The following is a 22,023-nucleotide window of genomic DNA, read 5'->3' on the forward strand; positions in this document are numbered from 1 at the left end:
GAACAGCCTTCCGGAAAAACCACTTCTTGTACTTTCCACGTATCCAGAGATCGATCTCATCATTCGAGAATCTGCGCCGCCAATAGAGCAAACGAGCAAGAGGCACGGGATTTTCAACGGCCCCAATTTGGATTTTAAATCTAGAAAATCCGCGCTCGCAAAAATCTACTTGATCCGGAATTGTGAGGCGAATAACCTTATCAAGTTTGTTACAGTTGGACAAGTTCGGACGGCCGCTAGCCTCACGGAATGCGACCACCCACGACATAAGCGCCAACATTTTCGAGGCGAATACCTCCTCTAATCTTGAGTAACCTTGGAGAATGTGATCGAATAAGGGGTCCGCCCTGGAAATCCGAAAAAAATCACTCAACAATATCTCTAATGATCCAGATGAGCAGACATGATTCTCTATAGCGTAATAGTCCGTCACATAAGTTGATAGATCAGGGGTGATTTGCGTCCCCAGATAATCGTCAAAATCCCGGTCTGTAAAAAACAAGCAACGTTCAGAATTCCCGGTCAGGGTTAGAACTTCTTCTCTAATGATACGAAGTTTGGGCTTGCCGTTGCAGACGTGCAACTGGATGGATCGTGCATGAGCGCGGCGCCGCACCTCTGGGAGGTAGAAGACCGCGTCATCATCTCCCTCTACAAAAACGTGCAGACTACTACCACCAGGCTCCCATAGAATACCGAATTCGTGCAAAGTCGCGTTCTCACTGGCACCCTGCTCGAGTAAGTACGCTGCATAGTCTCCAAACTCGAGCGACTTCATGCGGCAACGCTCGATATGTAGCGCCGAAGATCAACGGCTGAATTTTTGGGGAGCTTTTCATAAATAAACGGGCTGTGGGTCACCGCGAAAACAAAGCGGCAGTGGGGACTCTCCGCAATGTCAGCGATGAACCGTTTTTGCCACGGAACCGATAAGGAGAGCTCCGGCTCGTCGATCACGACGATCTGGTCAGAACTTTCATCAAGATACAGATGCGCAAACAATGAAACGACTTGTTTCTCACCCGACGAGAGTACGCTCAGATCTATCGGACGACCACCGGCGTCAACGATTTCTACGGTGAACCGTGAGTCGTTGTAAACCATTTCCTTGCTCGGCCGTAGGTATTCATTACAGACATCACAGAAGCTAACTATATCTGCTTCCTGCTTAGAAATATCAGAGCTTACACCCATCAGCCGGGTAAAATAATGAGCAAGGTAAGACTCATTCAATTCCGTTGGCCCCGCCTTCCTCGACTTAAGTCCTACGATCTTATCTCGCAAAAGATCTTTGTCTCGTTGCGAAAGAACCTGTTCGCTAACGCGGCCAAGAATTACTGAAAGCCTATCATCGTCAAGCGAGGATATTTCCTTATGCGAATACTCATGCGCCTTCCCTCGAATGACATCCCTCAGGTAGAGTCCGGACAGTTCGTTAAATTGAGTGAGGGAATAATCACGTAGAAACCTAAGCTTCTTGTTTATACTCTTCCGAACATCTTCCATTCCAAAGCTAACTAGATCGATATAGTGGGGGGCTGATCTAGGCGATGTCAAAGATGACTCGGACGACCTTATCCTCTGCTCATAGTCAGGAAAGATATCTTTTATGTCTTTTTCGATTCTACGAAAAGTTGGGAGATATAGAGTCCGGCCGTTAAAAATAGCGGAAAGCTTCTTTTCAACTTCGATCCTAGGTTTGCTAAATAGACTTACATCATCTTCCTCAACAAATATCCTTCGCCGAAGCAGCATAACCACATTTCGTGCCTCGTCCGGAGAAACCTCTAAAACTTCAGCAACCCTCCGCCGCAAAGCCAATGAGTTTCGCCCTTTAGCAACGAACTCTTCAAGCAATCCCTCGGATCGTAGCTTGTCTATATATCCGAAAAACCGTGAGTCTGGGTGCAGCCTATTCAGCGCATTGTCGATCTGCGAGAGACCGGTTATATCTTCTCTCGCGGCAGTAATTTCCTGTCCGTCGTCAAAGATTAAGGCTACAGATGAAAATTTATATTCTGCTAGCCGGTTCCATTGACGCGAAATGAAAAAATAGAATATATTCGAAACGGTACTTTTACCGATTCCGTTTGGTCCAACAAGGACCAAGCTAGAGCCTGGAATTTTTATACGAACATCACTTATTCCAAAGAGGCCAAGTACATGAAATTCTTTCGGCGTTCTCATAAGTGATATTCCCCTGCTTCGTATGTTTTGGAGGACGAACAAGCCTCCGTAAAGGCGTTTCTGACATCTGTCACCGCAAGCTCATCCGCCTTCTGACGAATAAGTGCCTGCGCTAAACCTCCATAGCCCGCCCGTGCCGCCCCCCTCCCCCAATCGGGAACCCTCCCCCGCCCTCCATCCGTTGCCCGCGTAAGGAGAGCCACCATGACCCGACCCGACCGCAGCCCCGAACAGCCCATCCGCATCGATGCCGACAAGGCGCGCGGGGCGGAGATCATCCTTACCAAGCGGCGCAACCGGGCGATCTTTATCGCAGGGCTGGTCGGCTTCGTCCTGCTGGCGCTGATCTGGGGGGTGTTGGGTTGAGGTAGGGCGCGGCGAAAAACCGTTTTCCTACATCATTAGTTTTTGCTTTCGTCCCTCAAGCGCCGGGCGGAGCGCATCCGCGCTCCTTGGCTACGGCCTGACCGGCCGGCGGCCGGTCGGCCTTGCGACGCCTGCGGCGTCGTGCCTGCGCTCGCCTCGGAGGACGTTCTATGACGCGACTTTCCTCGACCGCCGCTGGTGGTCTTACTTCTCCCTTGCCGGGGAGGCTTACCCATGACGCATGACCCCTCCACCACCTTCGGTGGTCCCCCTCCCCCTCCTTTGGACGGGGAGGATTTCGGGTGGGACGATGGTGATGGGGCGCCCTCGCCTTCCGGTCCCGAATCCGACCGGGCGCGGCAGAGTGCGGCGGGGACGGTGAACCTGCGGCGGGTGCCGCGGCAGGCTACCTCCGCGGTCGCTTTCGTCGGGCCGTTGCCGGGGGATGACGATCCGCTGCTCTCCTTCACCCCCTATATCCACGCGGTGCCGCGGGCGCGGTCGATTACGCCGGAGGTGCAGCGGGGCTTTATCGCGCATCTCGCCGCCACCGGGGTGGTCAAGCAGGCGGCGCGGCATGTCGGGCGCAGTCTCGAGGCGCTCTACAAGCTGCGCCACCGCCGCGGCGCGGAAGGGTTTTCCGCAGCCTGGGACGCGGCGCTGGAGCGCGGGGTGCAGCGGCTGGAGGATGTCGCGCTCGAACGCGCGATGAGCGGCACGCGCACCCCGATCGTCTCGGGCGGCGAAATCCTCGGCCATTGGGACAAGCCCGACAACGCGCTGCTGCGCTTCCTGCTCCAGCACCGGCTGCCCAATCGCTACGGGGTGCACAATCTCAAGCCCGGCCATCCGATCTACGAAAGCATCCGCGCCGAGGTGCTCGCCCAGATCGCCGCCGAGGAGCAGGAGGACGAGCAGGAGGTGTTCGACCGCATCGACGCCTTCATCGACGACATGCGCGTGCGCCGCGCCGCCAACGCGAAGATCCTCGCGGAGGGAGACTGGGGCGGGGATGCGGGCGCTGGGGAGGAGGAGGAGGAGAGTAGCGGCGGAGCCTAACTAAGCCGTCTGGCTTGGTCCGGAGAACGGACCCGCAGGGTCCGCAAGGGCGACCGCCCGCCCGCAGGCCCGCAAGGGCCGAGGATATCGCGAGCGCGGATGCGCTTGCGGAAAACAAACAAACTCCCGCAAGCTCAACCCCAGCGCAAAATCACTCCGCCTTGAGAAAATCCACCAGGTTCTTGACCTTGCGCGTCCGCCACTGCGGGAGCGGCGCGACCAGCCAATAGGCGCGGCGGCCGGGTTCGGGGCCTTCGAGCACTTCGAGCCGCCCGTCCTCGATCGCATCCTTGACCAGCAGTTCGGGCAGCACCGCGCGGCCCAGCCCGGCGAGCGCGCTCGACAGCGCCTGCCCGGCGTTGGAGACCGCGACATGCGGCTCCGCGCCCTCGGGCAGGCCGACGCCCCAGTCGATCCAGCGCTCGGGGGGCTTCCCCTTGCCGGTTGCAGGCTTGGCGACGGTGACGCGCGCGGCGGGGGCGAGTTCCACGCCCTCCAGCTCGCCCGGCCCGTCGACCAGCCGCACCGCGCAATCGAGATTGGCCTCGGTAAAATCGGCCAGCTCGTCGGCGACGAAGGAAAAGCGGACGTCGGGGTATTCGGCGGCGAAGGCGGCGAGCCGGGGGGCGAGCCACTGCGCGTAGAATTCGCGCGGCGCGGCGATGGTATAGCGGTCGCTCGCCTGCCCCGCCTGCATCGCCTGGACGCTCTCCTCGAATTTGAGGAAACCTTCGCGCAGCGCGTCGAGCCCGGCGCCGCCCTCCTCGGTCAGCTCGAGCCCCTTGCTGGTGCGGCGGAACAGGACGGTGCCGAGGTGATCCTCGAGCGCGCGGATCTGCTGGCCGACCGCGGCGGGGGTGACCGCCAGCTCGTCCGCGGCGCGGGTGAAGCTGAGGTGCCGCGCGGCGGCGTCGTAAACGCGCAGGGCGTTGAGGGGCAGATGGGTGCGCTTCATGGTGCGCCCCGTCTAGGCAGAGGTGCCAGTGAGTACAAGCGGGTGTGGGTTCCCGCTCGCCCGCGCCTAGTGTAACCGCTTCGTGACCGCTGTGTTGCCATGCTGGCGCGGCGCGGCGCGGGCCGTTACCAGCGCCGCCGCAACGAGAGGAGCCCCAAGCTGCGATGAACGCGCCCGAGACAATCGCGCCTAAACCCGAATCCGGACCCACTTACGATTCGCCCGCCGAGCGCTACGTCAATCGCGAGCTGAGCTGGCTGAGCTTCAACCGCCGGGTGCTCGCCGAGAGCGAGAACGCGCGCTATCCGCTGCTCGAGCGCTTACGCTTCCTGTCGATTTCCGCGAGCAATCTCGACGAGTTCACCATGGTCCGCATCGCCGGGCTCGAGGGGCAGATGCAGCGCGGGATCGAGACCACCGGGATCGACGGCCGCTCGCCGCGCCAGCAGCTCGACGCGATCCGCGAACAGGTGCTCGCGGTGGAGGATCGCCAGCAGGCCAGCCTCGAGACGCTGCGCGATCTGCTGCGCGGCGAAGGCATATTGATCGCCGACATCGCCGAACTCGACGCCGAGCAGCAGGCCTGGCTGGAAACCTATTTCACCACCGACATCCTGCCGCTGATCACCCCGCAGGCGATCGATCCCGCGCACCCCTTCCCCTTCGTCCAGAATATGGGGATGGGCGCGCTGTTCCGGCTCAAGCGCGCCAAACCCAAGCTCGATCTGATGGAGATGGTGCTGATCCCGGGCGCCGCGCCGCGCTTCGTCAGGGTACCCGGCGAGCAGGCGGTCTATGTCGCGATCGAGAAGCTGATCGTCCATTTCGCGCGCGAGATCTTCCCCGGATTCAAGATCCTGGGCGACGGGCTGTTCCGGATGCTGCGCGACAGCGATATCGAGGTCGAGGAAGAGGCCGAGGATCTGGTGCGCTATTACCGCACCGCGATCCAGCGCCGCCGCCGCGGCCGCGCGGTGCTGCTCGAGCTCGACGACGATTGCGACCCGCAGGCCGAACTGCTGCTGCGCGAGGAGTTCAACGTCGACAGCGCGATGGTGGTCAAGACCGGCGGGATGCTGGGCCTGCGCGATCTGAAAGCGATCTGCCGCGAACCGCGCCCCGATCTCAAGTTTCCGCCGTTCAGCCCGCGCTTCCCCGAACGCATCCTCGAGCACGACGGCGATTGTTTCTCGGCGATCAAGGCCAAGGACATCGTGGTCCATCACCCCTACGAAAGCTTCGAGGTGGTGGTCGATTTCCTGCGCCAGGCGGCTACCGATCCCAACGTCGTCTCGATCAAGCAGACGCTCTATCGCGCGGGCGACCAGTCGCCGGTGATCGCGGCGCTGATCGATGCCGCACACAACGGCAAGGCGGTCACCGCGGTGGTCGAATTGAAGGCGCGCTTCGACGAGGAGCGCAACATCCGCTGGGCCAGCGAACTCGAACGCGCGGGCGTCCAGGTGATCTACGGCTTCATGGAGTTGAAGACCCACGCCAAGGTCAGCCTGGTGGTGCGGCGCGAGGAGGACGGCTACCGCACCTACTGCCATTTCGGGACCGGCAACTACCACCCGATCAACGCCAAGATCTACACCGATCTCAGCTTCTTCACCGCCGATCCGGCGCTCGGGCGCGACGCCGGCAAGCTGTTCAACTACGTCACCGGCTATGTCGAGCCCACCGGGGTAGAGAAGATCGCGGTCTCGCCCCTCGATCTCAAAACGCGGCTGTTCGCTCTGATCGATCGCGAGATCGCCCATGCGCGCGCGGGCAAGCCGGCGGGTATCTGGGTCAAGCTCAATTCGATCACCAATATGCCGATGATCGACAAGCTCTACGAGGCGAGCCAGGCGGGGGTGGAAATCCGCATGGTGGTGCGCGGGATCTGTTCGTTGCGCGCCGGGCTGCCGGGCCTGTCGGAGAACATCCAGGTCAAGTCGATCATCGGGCGCTTCCTCGAGCACAGCCGGATCTGGTGCTTCGCCAATGGCAAGGATCTGCCCAGCCGGCAGGCCGAGGTCTTCATCACCTCCGCCGACGCGATGAGCCGCAATCTCGACCGCCGGGTCGAGGTGCTGGTGCCGATCACCAACAAGACCGTCCACGACCAGGTGCTGGGGCAGGTCATGCTGGCCAATATGCTCGACACCGAGCAAAGCTGGGAGCTGCACCCCAATGGACAATACGAGCGGATGCGCGAAACCGACGGCGATGGGGGCGAGGATGCGGCCGGCTTCAACTGCCATCAGTATTTCATGAGCAATCCCTCGCTATCGGGCCGCGGTGCCGCGCTGGAAGCCGATGCGGTGCCCAGGCTCAAACTCAAGGATCAGGACAAAGCGTGAGCAAAAACGGAAAAATCCGCCGCGAACGGCGCATCGTCCACGCCCCGAGCGCGGTGATCGACATCGGCTCCAACACCGTGCGGCTGGTGATCTACGAAGGCTCGCCGCGTGCGCCGCGGGTGGTGTGGAACGAGAAGGTCGCCGCCCGGCTGGGCCGCGATCTTTCCGCCAGCGGCGAAATCCCCGATGAGGCCGCCGCAGAGGCGCTGGGGGCGCTGGCGCGCTTCGCGCTGCTGATAGAGGATCTCGACATCGAGGATGTCCAGACCGTCGCCACCGCCGCCGCGCGCGAGGCCTCCAATGGCGCCGAGTTCCTCGCCAGGGTCGCCGATCTCGGACTCGCACCGCGCCTGCTCTCGGGCGAGGAAGAAGCCGAAGCCGCCGCTCAGGGCAGCATCGGCGCCTTCCCCGGCGCACATGGCGTGGTCGCCGATCTGGGCGGCGGCAGCCTGGAGCTGGTCTCGATCGCCGAGGGCAAGAGCCACCATGCCACCAGCCTGCCGCTGGGGACGCTGCGGCTGCCCGCGCTGCGCGCCGGATCGGACAAGAAATTCGACAAGACGGTGCGCACCGAACTCGCCGGTGCCGGCTGGGCTGCCGCGCATCCCGGCCCGCTCTACATGGTGGGCGGCACCTGGCGCGCCTTCGCCGCCTATGCGATGCGCAAGCGCGATTTCCCGCTCACCGATCCGCATGGCTACCGGCTCGACATCGCAACCGCCGACAAACTCGCGGCCGAAGCGATGAGCGCCTCGCCCGAGAAGCTGGCGGAAATGTCGGGGATCAGCGCGATGCGCGCCGGCTATCTCCCCGACGCCGCCGCCATGCTGCGCCCGCTGCTCGAGGAATTGCAGCCAGAGGAACTGATCTTCTCGTCATGGGGTCTGCGCGAGGGGCTGCTGTTTGCACGGCTCGACGATCTGCAGCGGACCAAGGACCCGCTGCTGGCAGGCGTCGCCGATTTCGCTGAGATGCACGGCGCCTCGATTACCCATGCCGCGATGCTGGCGGCGTGGAGCGTCGAGCTGGCCGATGGCCAAGGGCGCAGTGGGGGGAGCAGCGGGGGCCGCAGCCAGGGCAATGAGCGGCTGCGGCTGGCGAGCGCCCAGCTCGCGGCCGCGCTGCACCGGGTCGAGCCCAACCTGCGCTACAACCACGCTCTCGAATGGGCGCTCGACAAGCGCTGGATCGGTTGCGATGCGCGCGACCGGGCGATGATCTGCGCGGCGCTGATCGGCAGCATGGGACGCAGCGCCATCCCCGACCGGCTGCGCAGCCTCGCCGAAGACGAGGATCTGCGCGAAGCGGTGACCTGGGGGCTCGGGTTCAAGCTGGCGCGCCGGCTGGGCGCGGCCTCGCGGGTCTCGATGCTCAGCAGCGCACTGATCCGCAAGAAGCGCCGCCTGATCCTGCGGCTCGATCCGAGCCGCGCGCCGCTGGGCAATTATCCGGTGACCAAGGATCTCGAAATCCTGGCCGCTTTTCTCGAGCTGGAGCCCAAGGTGAAAATCGGGAAGGTCGAACCGGAGGACTGAGCCTTACGCAGCCGGCCGCCGTGTACCTGCGTCGGCAGGCTCAGTTGGCGGTGGCCGGAGCGGCGAGCGGGAAGAAGGGAATCCGCACCTCGAGCGGCGAGCCATCGGCGGTCTCGAAGGTGTAGAAGCCTTCCATCGAGCCATGCGGCGTATCGAGCGGGCAGCCCGAGACGTAATCGTGCGACTGCCCGGGAGCGAGCACCGGCTGCTCGCCCACCACCCCCTCGCCCTCGACGATGCCCACCCCGCCGCGACCGTCGGTGATCCGCCAGTGGCGGCTGCGCAATTGCACGGTCTCGTCCGAACCGTTCTCGATCCGGACGTGATAGGTCCAGAACCAGCGCGCGGCTTCGGGTTGCGACTGCTCGGGCAGGAAACTGGCCGCGACCCGGACGGTAATTCCGTGCGACATCGCGGCATGGGGGAAGAGCGCTTTCATCACCCACCCAAGGTAGCGTCTGTGGCGCGGGCGACAAGGGGTGGTGAGGATCGAAACGGAGTCGGAATGGCTGCGTGCCCTCCCCGCAACCCGTTCGAAAAGCACAGTTGCGCGCGTTCGAGCCGGGCCAATCCACCCGCGAGAACCCGAAGGAGCGCCATTATTGCTTGCGAATGATTTGCAGTAGCATAAAATGGCGGGACGGAACGCAAGGAGATCGCATGGCCCACTCGCACGATTCGACCACTCTCGACCTGCCCCTCCCCGCGCGGCGGGCGACCACGCTGGGGCTGGTGCTGATCCGGCGGATGGCGGGGCACGGGCTCAATGATTCGCGCGCCGCTATGCTGGCGATGGATGCCGCCGGACCGGGTTTCCCCAAGCTGCTGGTGGTGGCGCGCGCGCTGGTGCTCGAACTGGCGCGGACTTCGCGGCGGCGGATCCTGCTGGCGCCCTGCTGCGCCGCCGGGATGACGCGCGGGTCTGCTGATGGAGATGATCGGCGGCGGCGGGCTGGATCTGCACGCCGCGCTGACCGACGACGCGCCCTGCACCACCGCGCTTTCGACCGCACGGGCGCTGGGGCGCGAACTCGAACGGATCGCCCTGCGCAACGGCTGGCGGCGCTAGCGCGCGGCGCAGGGGCTGCGACGCTAGAACCCTGCGGCGCTCAGCGCGCGATCGAGGTCTTCGGTCACGTCGGCGATATCCTCCAGCCCGACATTGATCCGCAGCAGCCCTTCGGTGACCCCCATCTCGGCGCGGGCCTCCGCGCTCATGCCGGCGTGGGTGGTGCTGGCGGGGTGGCACATCAGGCTGCGCGCATCGCCGATATTGTTCGAGATATCGACCAGTTCGAGCGCATCGAGCAACGCGAAGGCCTTTGCGCGGTCGCCGACATCGAAGGCGAAGATCGGGCCGAAGGCGTCCATTTGCCGCGCCGCCAATTCGTGGCGGGGATGGCTGGCAAGCCCGGGGTGGAGCACGCGGGGGACGCGGGGCTCGATGAAACGGCCGAGTTCGAGCGCGTTCTCGCTCTGGCGATGCGCGCGCAGGCTCAGCGTCTCCAGCCCCTTGAGCACCACCCAGGCGTTGAACGGCGCGCAATTGGGGCCGGTGTTGCGCTGGAACGGGAGCAGCACTTCCTCGATCCATTCGCTGGTGCCGCAGACCGCGCCCGCGAGCACCCTGCCCTGCCCGTCCATCAGCTTGGTGGCGCTGTAGGCCACCACGTCGGCGCCGAATTCCATCGGTCGCTGCAGCGCGCTGGTGGCGAAGGCGTTGTCGACGACGGTGGTGATGCCATGCGCTTTCGCGAGCCCGCAGACATAGGCGAGATCGACCACGTCGAGCGTGGGATTGGCGGGGGTCTCGAAGAAAAACACCTTGGTGTTCGGGCGGATCGCCTTTTCCCATTCCGCATCGACCGCGCTGTCGATCACGGTGGTCTCGATCCCGAACTTGGGCAGCAGATTGTCCACCAGCCAGCGGCAGGAACCGAAGGCGGCGCGCGCGGCGACGACGTGGTCGCCGGTCTCGAGTTGGCACAGCAGAGCCGCGGTCATCGCCGCCATCCCGCTCGCCTGCGCGCGGCAGGCCTCGGCGCCTTCCATCAGCGCGATGCGCTCTTCCAGCATGGCGACGGTGGGGTTCTGCAGCCGCGAATAGGTCATCCCCTGCTCGTCGCCGGCGAAGCGCGCGGCGGGGGTGGCGGCATCGGGGTAGGTGTAGCCCGAGGTGAGGAACAGCGCCTCGCTGGTCTCGCCATGTTCGGAGCGCCAGGTGCCCCCGCGCACGGCCTGCGTCGCGGGGCGCCAGTTGCGGGTGATCGAGCGGTCGGTTCCGGTGGTCTTTTTCATCGCGCGCCTGTCTAGGCAGCGCGCCGCGTGGCGGCAAGCAGCTCCGGCCACGAAAAAGGGGCGGAGAGTCGCCTCTCCGCCCCCATGTTTCTTCAGCGCGAAATCTTACGGGCTGACGGCTTCGTCGTCATCGTCATCGGTGATGAGGATGATACCGAGGATCACGGCTGCAGCCGCGATCACGCCGATGATGGCACCGGAACCGCCGAGGCCAATTTCGCTTTCGCCATCGACCGGAGCCGAATAACGCTCGGCAGCGGCAACCGGCGCAGCGATCATCGCAGCGGCGGCGGCAGCACCAAGAACTGTTGCAGTCTTTTTCATTGTGGAACTCCACGTTTGCATTCGAATTGACGGAATTCAACGGTCGCGACTCGCGTCACTCGGCCCCCGCCTTGGCCTTGGCGACTTGCTAGCGCTATAGCATGACAGGATCGTGGCGAAACTGTGTTTCTGCCAAGCGAGCCGCAGGCGGGACGAAATTGTGGTTCTTTAACCACTTGAATGCTCGCCGCCCGCCATTTACTCCCGCTCGCGATGACGGATTCCGCCAGGCCCGACCACGATCCGCGCGCCTGGTGCCTTGCGCTCACGCTCGCGTTTTGGCTGGTCTGCCTGATTCGCCTCGCCATTCCCGGCACCCCCTATTTCGACGAGGTCCACTACGTCCCCGCGGCGCGCGAGCTGCTGGCGCTGGGCGAATTCACCAATCGCGAGCATCCGCTGCTGGGCAAGCAATTGCTGGCGCTGGGGATCGGCCTCCTGGGCGACAATCCGTGGGGCTGGCGGCTGGTGCCGACGCTGATGGGAGCGCTGGCGCTCTACGCCGCGATGCGCGCGCTGTGGCATGCGACGCTGAGCCGCTTCGCCACGCTGGCCTATGGCGTGCTGCTGGCAACCGGCTTCCTGCTGTTCGTCCACGCGCGCATCCCGATGCTCGACGTGTTCTGCCTCGCCTTCCTCGCGCTCGCCTTCTGGCAGGGCGCGGGCGCGATGCGCGAACCCGAGACGGGGCGCCGCCGCCTGGCGCTGGCGGGGGTGGCGCTGGGGCTGGCGATGGCGGCAAAGTGGAACGCACTGGTACTGGCGCCGGTCCCCGGTCTGATGTTCCTGGCGATGCGCGCCATGGCCGGGCGCCGCCGCCTGCTGCTCAGCCGCCGCGGCGCGCCGGTGCCCGGGATCACGCTGGTCGAGGCGGCGCTGTGGCTCGGGCTGGTGCCGCTGGCGATCTATGCCGCCACCTATCTGCCCGCCTTCTGGTTCCAGAGCGGGGCGATCGGCAGCACCACCGGACCCGCCGGGCTGGTCGACCTTCATCTGCAGATGAGAGGAATGCAGTCCGGCGTAGTCCAGCCGCACCCCTATTCGAGCCAGTGGCTGCAATGGGTGCTCAACGCGCGCGGGATCTGGTATCTCTACGAGGTCGTCGACGGGGCGCAGCGCGGCATTCTGCTGATCGGCAATCCGCTGACCATGCTGCTGGGGCTGCCCGCGCTGGTCTGGGCAGGCTGGCGCGGGATCGCCCGGCGCGACGGCGCGGCGCTGGCGGTGGTCGGGCTCTATGCGCTGACGCTGGGGTTCTGGATCGTCGCCGACAAGCCGGTGCAGTTCTATTACCATTACCTGCTGCCGAGCATGTTCCTGCTCGCGGCACTGGCACTTGCGCTGGATGCGCTGTGGCGGGCCGGGTGGCGCTGGCTCGCGCTGGCGCCGCTGGCCGGGAGCCTCGGTTTCTTCGTCTACTTCTATCCGATCCTCAGCGCCGCGCCGCTGGCGGGCGAGATGGCCTTCCTGCAGTGGGCCTGGCTGCCGGGCTGGCGCTGACCGGCCCTAGCCTCAATAGCGGCCCCAGACGAAGCGGCTCGAAAGCGCATAGTTCCACACCGAGCCGATCGCGATCCCGACCAGCGCGGCGGCCACTTCGTGCAGGCCTCGGTCGAACAGCGTGGTCGCCACCGCGACATTGGCGAAGGCGCCCACCGAACAGGCGGCGATGAAGCTGAGCCAGCCGCGGAACACCGCCCCGGCCTCGGTCAGCCGCCGGTCGCGATAGGTGAGAAAATTGTTGAGCCAGAAATTGAAGGTCATCGCCCCGAAGGTGGCGATCGCCTGGCTCCAGGAGAAATTCGTGCTCGCGACCAGCAGGAACAGATAGAGGATCGCCATGTGGACCAGCACGCCCAGCGCCCCGACGGTGCCGAACATGGCAAAGCGGGTCGGGATCAGCCGCCCGAAACTCTTGTCGTAGAGACCGGCGAGGAAATCGAAGGCGATGGCGCGATCGAGTTTGGATTCGCCCGAACGGCGTGCGGAGAAATTCATCGGAAAATCCTTCACCGTGAGAGTCCGCTCGCTGGTGGCGAGCAGATCGAGCAGGATCTTGAAGCCGATTGCCGACAGCCGGGGCGCGAGTTGGCGCGCGGTTTCGGTGCGCAGCAGGAAATAGCCGCTCATCGGATCGCTGAGTTCGACCCCGGTGAGCTTGCGCGCGAGCGTGTTGGCCATACCCGAGAGCTTTTCGCGGTCCGGGCGACCCCACTCCTGCGTGCTCGCCCCTTCGGCAAAGCGGCTCGCCACCGCCACATCCGCCTCGCCCGCGCGAACCGCTTCGAGCATGGCGACCAGCAATTGGGGGTCGTGCTGGTGATCGGCGTCCATCACCGCCGCGAAGGGCGCGGCGGTGGCGCAGAACCCCTCGATCGCGGCGGAAGACAGACCGCGGCGCCCGATCCTCTGGATCACGCGCACCCTCGGATCGACCAGCGCCAGCCGCCGCGCCTCTTCCGCGGTGCCATCGGCGGAATTGTCGTCGACGATCAGAACTTCCCAGCCCGCCGGGCCCAGCGCCCGCTCGATCCGTTCGACCAGCGGCGCAAGATTGTCGCGTTCGTTGAGCGTGGGCAGGATGATGGCAAGATCGAGCGGCGCGATGGTCGAGCGGGTCGATACCTGTGCGGGCCGTGTCATCTCCATCGTCCAGTCCGGTTAGCCGAAAAATCTCAAGATATGCTTAGCAGATTGCTAACCACCGCAGCGGCGATCTGCTCGGTCGAGGCCGTGCCGCCCAGATCGGCGCCCAGCACGCCGTCTCCCAGCGTCTTGGCCACCGCGCGCTCGATTCGCCCCGCATCCGCCTCGCGGCCGAGCGAATGGCGCAGCAGCATGGCGAGGCTGAGGATAGCGGCGAGCGGGTTGGCCTTGCCGTGTCCGGCGATATCGGGCGCGCTGCCGTGGATCGGTTCGTAGAGGCCGAAGGTGCCGTGCCCGGTGGTCCGTTCGCCGAGGCTGGCGCTTGGGAGCAGCCCAATCGAGCCAACGACTGCGCTCGCCTGATCCGACAGGATATCGCCGAACAGATTGCCGGTCAGGATCACATCGAACTGGCCCGGCGCGCGGACCATCTGCATGGCGGCATTGTCGACATAGAGATGGTCGAGACGGATATCGGGATAATCGCGCGCGACCTCGACCACCGTCTCGCGCCAGATCCGGCTGGTCTCGAGGACATTGGCCTTGTCGACGCTGGTAACGCGACCGCGCCGCTTGCCCGCAGCGGCGAAGGCGGTGTGCGCGATGCGACGGACCTCGCTTTCGCAATAGGACATCGAGTCCCAGCCTTCGCGCTCGCCCGCGGCATTGGTGCGCTCGCCCTTGGCGCCGAAATAGACATCGCCGTTCAGTTCGCGGACCACCAGCAGGTCGATCCCGCGCGCCAGTTCGGGCCTCAGCGGCGAGAGATGTTCGAGGCCGGGCCAGCCGGCGGCAGGGCGCAGATTGGCGAACAGACCCAGTTCGGCGCGCAGACCCAGAATCGCCGCTTCGGGCCGATGCTCGCGCGGCAGATTGTCGCCTTCGGGATCGCCGACTGCGCCGAACAGCACCGCATCGGCGGCTCGCGCCATCTCCAGCGTCTCGGCGGGGAGCGGATGGCCGTGGCGGCGATAGGCCGCCATGCCGACATCGCCCTCGAACAGCACCAGCCCGGGCAGCGCCAACGCGTCGAGGACACGGCGCGCCGCCGCGACGACCTCGGGTCCGATCCCGTCGCCGGGCAACAAAGCGATCTTCATGGTATCAGCTCTCCCCCACCGGTGGTCAGCCAGCAGACCGGCTATCCATACGAGCCAGCCGCTCGCGCAACTGCCTGCGGGCAGCCATAACGTCGGCGCGGGCATCGGCAATCAGGTATCGGCCCACCGGGCGTTCGAGCCGATCGAGAATTTCCAGCCCCGCCGCAAGATCGGCTATCTCGGGCCGCTCACCGCTTTCGTTCTCCGGACCTCCATAACCCATTTCGCGCAGCAGCAGCGTCTCGTAGGCCACCAGCGCCGCGACCCAGCCACGCGCCGAGGGTGCGGCGCAGATCGCGTCGAGCAGTGCCGACAGCGCCGAATAGACGCGCGGATAGGGCTGGCGTTCGGGAAGCGCGGTGGCGGTCAGCGCGCAGGTCCATGCGATCGCCGCTGCGGGCAGCGGCTCGCTCAGCCACGGACCGCGGCTGGCGGTGAGCTCGATCCGCGCAAACGGCAACTGGCTGTCGGATTTGGCGCGGATATCGGCCATCACTGCATTGCCGGGAATCACCACGGGGCGCAGCTGGCGCCCGCGCCCGCCGGCGACATAGGCGGCGACCAGCCCGGCGTCCTGGGTCATCACCCGGGCGATCACTGCGGTCTCGCCATGCGGTCGCGCGGCGACGAGGATGGCGGGGGCGCGAAGTTGCATCCCCCACGCAACTAGCGCGGCGGCTGCGTCAGGCCAACGCTTCTTTGGAGGCCTTGGAGGCAAGATTGGCGGTGCGGCCCATGCTCCAATTGGCCTGCATCCGCACTTCGGGATTGGGTGCGCACCAGATCTCGCCGGTTTCGCTGATCGCGGTGACCCAGAGCAGATTGTGTTCCTGACCGTAATCGATCACGCCGAGGGCGAAGCCGTCTCCCTTCCCCAGCACGTGGAGCGGAATCGGGGGATCGAGCTGTGTGAACATGGTGCGACGCCTTTCGCAAAGCGTGACGCACCAGCGGGCGTCCGGTTCCGGATATTGCGCGAGATTCGGCTCATCCTGCGCTGCCGCGCGCAGGAGGCGGGATCAGCTATGCTTGGCTTCGAGCGCAGCCACCCGCGCGGCGAGCTTCTCGTTCTCCTCGCGCGCCTTGCTCGCCATCGTCTTGACCGCATCGAATTCCTCGCGGGTGACGAAATCCATCCCCCCGAAGGCTTCCTTGGCGCGTTCGCGCGCGGACTCGCGCGCCTCGCGGGTCATCCCCGCAAAGGTCCCGGCGGCCGAATTGGCCAGTTTGACGAAATCGGCGATGAGCGGGTTCTGGCTTTGCATGGCGCGGAGATGGGCGCGCGCGAAGCGATTGTCCAGAGGGTCCGTCAGGCGCCGATCCGCACCCGCTCGATCGCGCCATCGCCTGTGCCGCCGCCCGTACCGCCATCGGCGTCGGGGTTGAGCTGCAGGAACTGGAAGTTGAGCGCGAGAGCGAACAGCACCCAAGCCAGATAGGGCAGCATCAGCAGCCCGGCGATCCGGCGCACCCGCCAGAACAGCACCACCACCGCCAGCAGCGTCAGCGCCATCAGCGCGATCACCACCAGCCCGCCGGCGATCTGCTGCATCCCGAAGAATACCGGGGTCCAGGCGAGATTGAAGACGAAGTGGATTGCGAAAACGACCAGCGCCAGCGTCCGCCCGCGCGCGCCCCAGGCGGCGCAGACCACCGCGACCGCCAGCCCGATGATCACGTAGAGAATCGTCCAGACGATCCCGAAGGCGGCAGGCGGCGGATAGATTGCGGGCTTGTCGAGACCGGCGAACCAGGCGCTGTCCGCACCCGCCGATTGCCCTGAAAGAAATCCTAGCAGCACGATCAGCGGGACGGTGAACAGCGCCCAACGGATGAAACTCGCGCGCAACTGTCCGCGCGAAGCCAGCATGTTCATGCAATCAATCCCCGATAAACCGATTCGTTGTCTTGCCCCGGCGTTAAAGCCTGCGCGCGCGCGCATGGCAATCGGCGAGCGCGAGCGCTGCGGTGCCGGGGGAGGTCGGGAAGCGAAACGAAGCGCGCGCTCAACGCATCAGCACCAGTTCCTCGGCCATGGTCGGGTGGATCGCGGTGGTGGCGTCGAAATCGGCCTTGGTCAGCCCCGCCTTCACCGCGATCGCCGCCGCCTGCATCATCTCGGGCGCATCGGGCGCGATCATGTGGATGCCGACGATCTTGCCGCTGTCGCCGTCGCAGACCATCTTGATGAGGCTGCGCTCGTTGCGCCCCGCCAGCACGTTCTTCATCGGGCGGAAATCGGACAGATAGACCTTGACGCTGCCGAGCCTGTTCTTGGCCTCGCCCTCGGTCATGCCCACCGCGGCGATCGGCGGATGGCTGAACACCGCGCTGGGGATGCAGGAATGGTCCACCGCGACGGGATCGTGCCCGCCGAAGACGGTATCGGCGAACGCCTGCCCCTCGCGGATGGCGACCGGGGTGAGCTGGACGCGGTCGGTGACATCGCCCACCGCGTAGATGTGATCGACATTGGTCTTGCTGAAGCGATCGACCACGATCTCGCCGCCCTCGCCCAGTTCGACCCCTGCCTTGTCGAGCCCGAGGCCTTCGGTGTTCGGGATGCGCCCGACGGCGAACATCACCAGATCGGCTTTCTCCTCCTCGCCATCGGACAGCTTCACGTAGAAGCCGCCCTCGTCGCAGGGCTTGATGTATTCGAAGGTGGTGTTGAAGCGGAAGGTGATCCCCTTGGTGGTCGAGATCTGCAGCAGGCGGTCGCGCACCGCCTCGTCGTAGCTGCGCAGCAGGCGATCGCCGCGATTGACGATATGCACGTCGCAGCCGAATTCGTTGAAGATGCCCGCGAATTCGTTGGCGATATAGCCGCCGCCCGCGATGATGATCTTCTTGGGCAATTCGTCGAGGTGAAACGCCTCGTTCGAGCTGATCGCGTGTTCGGCGCCCTGGCATTCGGGCATCCGCGGGCGGGCGCCGGTGGCGATCAGGATGTGGTTCGCGGTCACGACCCTGCCGCTCGCCAGCGTGATCTCGTGCGGGCCGGTGATCTCGGCGCGCTGCTTGAAGATCGTCACATCGTGGTTTTCGAGCGTATCGGTGTAGGCGCCTTCGAGCCGGGCGACGTCGTCGAGGACGTTGTCGCGCAGCGTCTTCCAGTTGAAGCGCTTGCCCTCGATTTCCCAGCCGAACCGCTGGCAGTCCTCCAGATCCTCGGCGAAATGCGCGCCGTAGACGAGCATCTTCTTGGGGACGCAGCCGCGGATGACGCAGGTGCCGCCGACGCGGTGTTCCTCGGCGATCGCGACCTTCGCGCCATGCGCCGCGGCGACGCGGCTGGCGCGCACGCCGCCCGAGCCCGCGCCGATGGTGAACAGGTCGTAATCATAGTCGTCGGAAGATTGAAAGACCACGCGCGCGCTCCTTGGTGGGGGAGCGCGCGCTATGGCTTTCATCGGGTATGTGAGCAACCCCGTGTGAGGGCCCGTGCAGGAGCTGCCTCAGGCGTCAGCGGGCAGTCTGGCTGCGTCCGCCGCGGCTGCGGTTGCGGTTCTGACCGCCGCCCGAGCTTCCGCCCGAACGGCCCTGACCGCCGCCGCTATTGCCGCCCCGGCTTGCGCCATCACCGTCGCGGCGCGGCTTGCCGGCGCGCGAGGGATGCTTCTTGCCCGGCTGGCTGCCGCGCGCCGGAGTGACCTGCGCACGGCCCTGCTTCTGCTGGTGCTCGCGCTTGGTCGGGCCGACGCCTTCGACCACCGCGCGGAAATTGTCCGGCAACGGCAGGCGCTCGAACTCGGCATCGGTGACCTTGCGGATGTCTTTCAGATAGGCGCGCTCGTCCTCGGCGCACATCGCGATGGCGATGCCGTCGGCCCCGGCGCGTGCGGTACGGCCGATGCGGTGGACATATTGCTCGGGCACATTGGGCAGTTCGTAATTGATCACGTGGCTGACGCCGGGGATGTCGATCCCGCGCGCGGCGACATCGGTCGCCACCAGCACCGGGGTCTTGGCGCGCTTGAACTCGTCGAGCGCGCGTTCGCGCTGCGGCTGGCTCTTGTTGCCGTGGATCGCATTGGCGTGGATGCCGACCTGCGCCAGCTTCTTCACCACCCGGTCGCAGCCGTGCTTGGTGCGCGCGAACACGAGCACGCGTTCGATCTTGCCGGGGATCTGGTGCCGGCCCGACAGGATCAGCTCGAGCAGCGACTGCTTCTCTTCCTGCTGGACCATGAACAGATACTGGTCGATCCGCTCGGCGGTGGTGCTTTCGGGGGTGACCGAGACCTGGACCGGGTTGCGGCAATATTTGCCGACCAGTTCCTTGATCGCCTTGGGCATGGTGGCCGAGAAGAACAGCGTCTGGCGCTCCTTGGGGACCAGCTCGCTGATCTTGCGCAGCGCGTGGATGAAGCCGAGGTCGAGCATCTGGTCGGCCTCGTCGAGGATGAGGATCTCGACGCTGCCGAGGCCAATCGCCTTCTGGTCGATCAGGTCGAGCAGCCGGCCCGGCGTGGCGACGAGGATGTCGGTGCCGCGGTGGAGCTTGTTGCGGTCCTTGTTGACCGAGGTCCCGCCGACGATGGAATGGACCTTGAGCCCGGCCAGCGCGCCGTAATCCTTGGCCGACTGGGCGATCTGCCCGGCCAGTTCGCGCGTCGGCGCGAGGATCAGCATGCGGCAGGATTTGAACGGCGTCTGGTTGTCGGCGGCGCGCAGCCGGTCGATGCTCGGGAGCATGAAGGCGGCGGTCTTGCCGGTGCCGGTCTGGGCGATGCCCATCAGGTCGCGCCCTTCGAGCACGGGCGGGATCGCCTGCGCCTGGATCGGGGTCGGAGTGGTGTAGCCCTGCAGGTCGAGCGCCTGGAGAACGGGCTGCGAAAGCCCCAGATCGGAGAACTGGACGGGCTGGTCGGAAGTCTGTGTCATAATGTGTCTGTAAACTCGTCAATATGCGGCGCGCGCGCAGAGCCGGGACGGAGTCCAGACGGAATCCACGCGCGTCGCGGGTGTCAAAACGACCCGCGTGAAAAGGGAAGTCTTTGGGGAGAACCGAAGGGCTGCCGGGGAAGGCTCTGTCTGGCCTACCGCTTCACGCGGGCGCGCACCTCGATGGAAAGCCATGTGGGGAAGTTGCGCGGGAAAGTCAATTTGTTTCGTGCCGGGGATGTCCAAGACTGCGCCGTGACTTATCCTTCCGTACGATGTAGATGGTCGTTCGATGGATTCCCGGTTTTCCAATGACGTCAACCTTGTCGGCGCCATCGCCGCCGTCCCTTCGATCCTGGAGGTGGTTTGCCAGTCCACGGGGATGGGCTTTGCCGCCGTGGCGCGCGTAACCGAAGATCGCTGGATCGCCTGCGGTGTGCGCGACGAGATCGATTTCGGTCTGGAACCCGGCGGCGAGCTCGACGTCGGCTCCACCATCTGCAACGAGATCCGCGACCATCGGACCGCGGTGGTGATCGACGATGTCGATAATGACCCTGTCTATTGCACGCACCACACGCCGAAGACCTACGGGCTGAAAAGCTATATCTCGGTGCCGATCATCCTGTCGAATCGCAGTTTTTTCGGCACTCTTTGTGCGATCTCGCCCAAGCCTGCACAGGTCAGCCAAGCCAAGATCCTCGGCATGTTCGAGCTGTTCGCCGATATGATCGGTTACCATGTCGAGGCGGCGCGCTCCGTGGAACGGACAAGCACGGCGCTGCTCGATGAACAGGAAACAGCGGCCCTGCGCGAACAGTTCATCGCCGTTCTGGGGCACGACCTGCGCAACCCCGTGGCCGGTGTCGAGGCCGGAATGCGAATTCTCAGGCAGGAACCGCTGAGCGAGCGCGGCGAATCCGTCGTCGGCATGATCGAAGGCAGCGTTTCGAGAATGGCCGGGCTGATCGACAACGTGATGGACTTTGCGCGGGGCCGGCTGGGCGGCGGACTGACGCTCGACCGCTCTTCGAAGAACATTGCGGACACGCTCCGGCAAGTGGTCTCGGAGTTCCGGGCGAGCCACCCCGACAGGGTGATTCTCGCGGAAATCCGCATCCAGGAAAAGGTGGAAGCCGACCACGGCCGCCTCGCGCAGATCTTTTCCAATCTCATCGGCAACGCCTTGATGCACGGCGATCCCGGCCAAGCCATCGATGTCACGCTCGATATTGAAGAGGGCGTGCTGGTCTTCCAATCGATCAACAAGGGCGATCCGATCCCCCGGGATGCCATGGAGAAGCTCTTCCTGCCATTCTCTCGCGGCGAGATGAGATCGAGCCTGCAAGGGCTCGGGCTCGGCCTCTACATCTGCTCCCAGATCGCCACGGCTCACGGCGGCAGCTTGAAAGCCAGTTCGGCAGATGGGGAGACGACGTTTGCCTTTCGGATGCCGCTCACCCAGGATGGGCACCCTTCCCGACAGGGTCTCGCTGACTAAAGCCTGCTGAGTTCGCTACCGCCCGATTTCGGTCCATGGGCTGCCTCGCCAACCGTCGAAAAGCAGACTGGCAGCTACTGCCGGGCTTCCCTAAAAAGCGGACGGTCCGCAAGCGACCCAGTTGCAGCCGTCCCGAATATGGCTCATCCTCGACAGATGGATAGCATCTGGCATCGCATCCGATACGACTGGTCAGGAAAGATTGCATTGCTAATTGTCTTCGGATGTTTGGCGCTTGTGCTCGTTGCCCTCCAAGCTGGCCCATCGTCTAACGTAGAAGGCCGCATCCTCCGAATTGGAAGCAGTCCCGATGGGTTCGGAGACGATCCGGTGCTCACTGTCGAATTACCCGACGGGACAATCCAAACGGTATTAACCGAAGCACCCTATGTTACCGACTGCAATGTAGGCAGCAAAATAGTTCTGATTAAACGCCGCTTGAGATACTCAGCCTCTCCACTAGGGTGCTGACCTCAAATGTCAGCTTCCCACCCAATTGTCGCTATTAAAGCGCCGCCTTGGCTTTCTCAGAAGCGGACAGGTAGCCTATGCCGCCGATAGGAAAAAAGCAGCCTGTCGGCTAACGGCCCATGTGTGGACCCAGATGCCCGGTTAAGAAAAAGCCAATAAGATCAATGAAATGGCTCGTAGTCTACGGGGTATCAGACTGTGACCAACAGGAAAGGGTTTGCGGCATAATCACTCTTTATGGCCTGTCGTTGTCAGAGGCTTCAAAGTCGCTAGATTGGTGCAATGACAGAAATCAACTCGCTGCAGCGAATCCGGTTGTCCAAAGAGGCTGGCGTGCGCTTCGTCT

The 22,023-nt window shown here is 64.4% G+C and carries 20 protein-coding genes and 1 pseudogene; 7 read left to right on the forward strand and 14 right to left on the reverse strand.

All coding sequences use genetic code 11. The features are described 5' to 3' along the window. Together Q9K01_RS15155 and Q9K01_RS15160 are read right to left on the reverse strand one after the other, a co-directional pair. A partial coding sequence (locus Q9K01_RS15155) for a DUF4435 domain-containing protein (RefSeq protein ID WP_305930968.1) occupies nucleotides 1-778 on the reverse strand: 778 nt, incomplete at its 3' end. Beyond that, a complete protein-coding gene (locus Q9K01_RS15160) occupies nucleotides 775-2,187 on the reverse strand; it encodes an AAA family ATPase (RefSeq protein ID WP_305930969.1) in 1,413 nt (470 codons plus the stop codon). The genes Q9K01_RS15160 and Q9K01_RS15155, both read right to left, overlap by 4 nt. A gap of 204 nt (nucleotides 2,188-2,391) precedes the next feature. Here Q9K01_RS15160 and Q9K01_RS15165 point away from each other — a divergent pair, with 204 nt between their 5' ends. Together Q9K01_RS15165 and Q9K01_RS15170 are read left to right on the forward strand one after the other, a co-directional pair. Then, nucleotides 2,392-2,553, forward strand: a complete 162-nt coding sequence (locus Q9K01_RS15165; RefSeq protein WP_305930970.1) for a hypothetical protein — start codon at nucleotides 2,392-2,394, stop codon at nucleotides 2,551-2,553. 234 nt (nucleotides 2,554-2,787) lie between these two features. After that, on the forward strand, nucleotides 2,788-3,612 hold the full coding sequence (locus Q9K01_RS15170; RefSeq protein WP_305930971.1) for a hypothetical protein: 825 nt from the start codon (nucleotides 2,788-2,790) through the stop codon (nucleotides 3,610-3,612). 151 nt (nucleotides 3,613-3,763) lie between these two features. On the opposite strand, the gene Q9K01_RS15175 is transcribed toward Q9K01_RS15170, so the two are convergent. Next, nucleotides 3,764-4,567 carry a LysR substrate-binding domain-containing protein gene (locus tag Q9K01_RS15175; protein ID WP_305930972.1) on the reverse strand — a complete coding sequence of 268 codons (804 nt, stop codon included), beginning with the start codon at nucleotides 4,565-4,567 and terminating at the stop codon, nucleotides 3,764-3,766. Between the two features lie 164 nt (nucleotides 4,568-4,731). On the opposite strand from Q9K01_RS15175, the gene Q9K01_RS15180 reads away from it, so the two are divergent. Together Q9K01_RS15180 and Q9K01_RS15185 are read left to right on the forward strand one after the other, a co-directional pair. Beyond that, complete coding sequence (locus tag Q9K01_RS15180; RefSeq protein ID WP_305930973.1) at nucleotides 4,732-6,915, forward strand: RNA degradosome polyphosphate kinase; 2,184 nt, start codon at nucleotides 4,732-4,734, stop codon at nucleotides 6,913-6,915. Beyond that, nucleotides 6,912-8,450: a Ppx/GppA phosphatase family protein gene (locus Q9K01_RS15185; RefSeq protein WP_305930974.1), complete on the forward strand. Its 1,539-nt coding sequence runs from the start codon at nucleotides 6,912-6,914 to the stop codon at nucleotides 8,448-8,450. Before Q9K01_RS15180 ends, Q9K01_RS15185 begins: the two co-directional genes overlap by 4 nt. A 40-nt stretch (nucleotides 8,451-8,490) precedes the next feature. On the opposite strand, the gene apaG is transcribed toward Q9K01_RS15185, so the two are convergent. Further along, complete coding sequence (gene apaG / locus Q9K01_RS15190; RefSeq protein ID WP_305930975.1) at nucleotides 8,491-8,889, reverse strand: Co2+/Mg2+ efflux protein ApaG; 399 nt, start codon at nucleotides 8,887-8,889, stop codon at nucleotides 8,491-8,493. A 221-nt stretch (nucleotides 8,890-9,110) separates the two neighbouring features. Here apaG and Q9K01_RS15430 point away from each other — a divergent pair. Further along, a pseudogene (locus Q9K01_RS15430) lies at nucleotides 9,111-9,519 on the forward strand (DUF6628 family protein). A 23-nt stretch (nucleotides 9,520-9,542) separates the two neighbouring features. Here Q9K01_RS15430 and Q9K01_RS15200 read toward each other — a convergent pair. Together Q9K01_RS15200 and Q9K01_RS15205 are read right to left on the reverse strand one after the other, a co-directional pair. Further along, nucleotides 9,543-10,748 (reverse strand): trans-sulfuration enzyme family protein, encoded by a 1,206-nt coding sequence (locus tag Q9K01_RS15200; protein ID WP_305930977.1) that lies wholly within the window; start codon nucleotides 10,746-10,748, stop codon nucleotides 9,543-9,545. A gap of 105 nt (nucleotides 10,749-10,853) precedes the next feature. Then, nucleotides 10,854-11,072: a hypothetical protein gene (locus Q9K01_RS15205; protein ID WP_305930978.1), complete on the reverse strand. Its 219-nt coding sequence runs from the start codon at nucleotides 11,070-11,072 to the stop codon at nucleotides 10,854-10,856. A 213-nt stretch (nucleotides 11,073-11,285) separates the two neighbouring features. Between Q9K01_RS15205 and Q9K01_RS15210 the strand changes: the two genes are divergently transcribed. Further along, nucleotides 11,286-12,572 (forward strand): phospholipid carrier-dependent glycosyltransferase, encoded by a 1,287-nt coding sequence (locus Q9K01_RS15210; protein ID WP_305930979.1) that lies wholly within the window; start codon nucleotides 11,286-11,288, stop codon nucleotides 12,570-12,572. A gap of 12 nt (nucleotides 12,573-12,584) precedes the next feature. Here Q9K01_RS15210 and Q9K01_RS15215 read toward each other — a convergent pair whose 3' ends face one another. The 8 genes from Q9K01_RS15215 to Q9K01_RS15250 all read right to left on the reverse strand — a co-directional run bounded on the left by Q9K01_RS15215 (nucleotide 12,585) and on the right by Q9K01_RS15250 (nucleotide 19,705). Next, nucleotides 12,585-13,715: a glycosyltransferase gene (locus Q9K01_RS15215; protein ID WP_305930980.1), complete on the reverse strand. Its 1,131-nt coding sequence runs from the start codon at nucleotides 13,713-13,715 to the stop codon at nucleotides 12,585-12,587. Between the two features lie 32 nt (nucleotides 13,716-13,747). Beyond that, a complete protein-coding gene (gene leuB / locus Q9K01_RS15220; protein WP_305930981.1) occupies nucleotides 13,748-14,818 on the reverse strand; it encodes a 3-isopropylmalate dehydrogenase in 1,071 nt (356 codons plus the stop codon). Nucleotides 14,819-14,843: 25 nt separating this feature from the next. Beyond that, nucleotides 14,844-15,473: a DNA repair protein RecO gene (gene recO / locus Q9K01_RS15225; protein ID WP_305930982.1), complete on the reverse strand. Its 630-nt coding sequence runs from the start codon at nucleotides 15,471-15,473 to the stop codon at nucleotides 14,844-14,846. Between the two features lie 28 nt (nucleotides 15,474-15,501). Beyond that, nucleotides 15,502-15,735 carry a hypothetical protein gene (locus Q9K01_RS15230; protein WP_305930983.1) on the reverse strand — a complete coding sequence of 78 codons (234 nt, stop codon included), beginning with the start codon at nucleotides 15,733-15,735 and terminating at the stop codon, nucleotides 15,502-15,504. Between the two features lie 102 nt (nucleotides 15,736-15,837). After that, nucleotides 15,838-16,083 carry an accessory factor UbiK family protein gene (locus Q9K01_RS15235; protein ID WP_305930984.1) on the reverse strand — a complete coding sequence of 82 codons (246 nt, stop codon included), beginning with the start codon at nucleotides 16,081-16,083 and terminating at the stop codon, nucleotides 15,838-15,840. Between the two features lie 44 nt (nucleotides 16,084-16,127). Further along, nucleotides 16,128-16,694, reverse strand: a complete 567-nt coding sequence (locus Q9K01_RS15240) for a TspO/MBR family protein (protein ID WP_305930985.1) — start codon at nucleotides 16,692-16,694, stop codon at nucleotides 16,128-16,130. A 130-nt stretch (nucleotides 16,695-16,824) separates the two neighbouring features. Further along, a complete protein-coding gene (gorA, locus tag Q9K01_RS15245; protein WP_305930986.1) occupies nucleotides 16,825-18,189 on the reverse strand; it encodes a glutathione-disulfide reductase in 1,365 nt (454 codons plus the stop codon). 94 nt (nucleotides 18,190-18,283) lie between these two features. Then, nucleotides 18,284-19,705: a DEAD/DEAH box helicase gene (locus tag Q9K01_RS15250; RefSeq protein ID WP_305930987.1), complete on the reverse strand. Its 1,422-nt coding sequence runs from the start codon at nucleotides 19,703-19,705 to the stop codon at nucleotides 18,284-18,286. Between the two features lie 292 nt (nucleotides 19,706-19,997). On the opposite strand from Q9K01_RS15250, the gene Q9K01_RS15255 reads away from it, so the two are divergent. Next, on the forward strand, nucleotides 19,998-21,206 hold the full coding sequence (locus Q9K01_RS15255; RefSeq protein WP_305930988.1) for a GAF domain-containing sensor histidine kinase: 1,209 nt from the start codon (nucleotides 19,998-20,000) through the stop codon (nucleotides 21,204-21,206). Nucleotides 21,207-22,023 lie beyond the last annotated feature (817 nt).

This window comes from Qipengyuania benthica, assembly GCF_030717865.1.
Lineage (GTDB): Bacteria > Pseudomonadota > Alphaproteobacteria > Sphingomonadales > Sphingomonadaceae > Qipengyuania > Qipengyuania benthica.

Bases quoted from the DNA above. Each gene is read 5' to 3' on its own strand.
- Q9K01_RS15210 (WP_305930979.1), top strand. From the start codon at position 11,286: ATGACGGATTCCGCCAGGCCCGACCACGATCCGCGCGCCTGGTGCCTT.
- apaG (WP_305930975.1), bottom strand. From the start codon at position 8,889: ATGAAAGCGCTCTTCCCCCATGCCGCGATGTCGCACGGAATTACCGTC.
- Q9K01_RS15235 (WP_305930984.1), bottom strand. From the start codon at position 16,083: ATGCAAAGCCAGAACCCGCTCATCGCCGATTTCGTCAAACTGGCCAAT.
- Q9K01_RS15255 (WP_305930988.1), top strand. From the start codon at position 19,998: ATGGATTCCCGGTTTTCCAATGACGTCAACCTTGTCGGCGCCATCGCC.
- Q9K01_RS15180 (WP_305930973.1), top strand. From the start codon at position 4,732: ATGAACGCGCCCGAGACAATCGCGCCTAAACCCGAATCCGGACCCACT.
- recO (WP_305930982.1), bottom strand. From the start codon at position 15,473: ATGCAACTTCGCGCCCCCGCCATCCTCGTCGCCGCGCGACCGCATGGC.
- Q9K01_RS15205 (WP_305930978.1), bottom strand. From the start codon at position 11,072: ATGAAAAAGACTGCAACAGTTCTTGGTGCTGCCGCCGCCGCTGCGATG.
- Q9K01_RS15160 (WP_305930969.1), bottom strand. From the start codon at position 2,187: ATGAGAACGCCGAAAGAATTTCATGTACTTGGCCTCTTTGGAATAAGT.
- Q9K01_RS15175 (WP_305930972.1), bottom strand. From the start codon at position 4,567: ATGAAGCGCACCCATCTGCCCCTCAACGCCCTGCGCGTTTACGACGCC.
- Q9K01_RS15165 (WP_305930970.1), top strand. From the start codon at position 2,392: ATGACCCGACCCGACCGCAGCCCCGAACAGCCCATCCGCATCGATGCC.
- Q9K01_RS15200 (WP_305930977.1), bottom strand. From the start codon at position 10,748: ATGAAAAAGACCACCGGAACCGACCGCTCGATCACCCGCAACTGGCGC.
- leuB (WP_305930981.1), bottom strand. From the start codon at position 14,818: ATGAAGATCGCTTTGTTGCCCGGCGACGGGATCGGACCCGAGGTCGTC.
- Q9K01_RS15215 (WP_305930980.1), bottom strand. From the start codon at position 13,715: ATGACACGGCCCGCACAGGTATCGACCCGCTCGACCATCGCGCCGCTC.
- Q9K01_RS15170 (WP_305930971.1), top strand. From the start codon at position 2,788: ATGACGCATGACCCCTCCACCACCTTCGGTGGTCCCCCTCCCCCTCCT.
- Q9K01_RS15250 (WP_305930987.1), bottom strand. From the start codon at position 19,705: ATGACACAGACTTCCGACCAGCCCGTCCAGTTCTCCGATCTGGGGCTT.
- Q9K01_RS15230 (WP_305930983.1), bottom strand. From the start codon at position 15,735: ATGTTCACACAGCTCGATCCCCCGATTCCGCTCCACGTGCTGGGGAAG.
- Q9K01_RS15240 (WP_305930985.1), bottom strand. From the start codon at position 16,694: ATGAACATGCTGGCTTCGCGCGGACAGTTGCGCGCGAGTTTCATCCGT.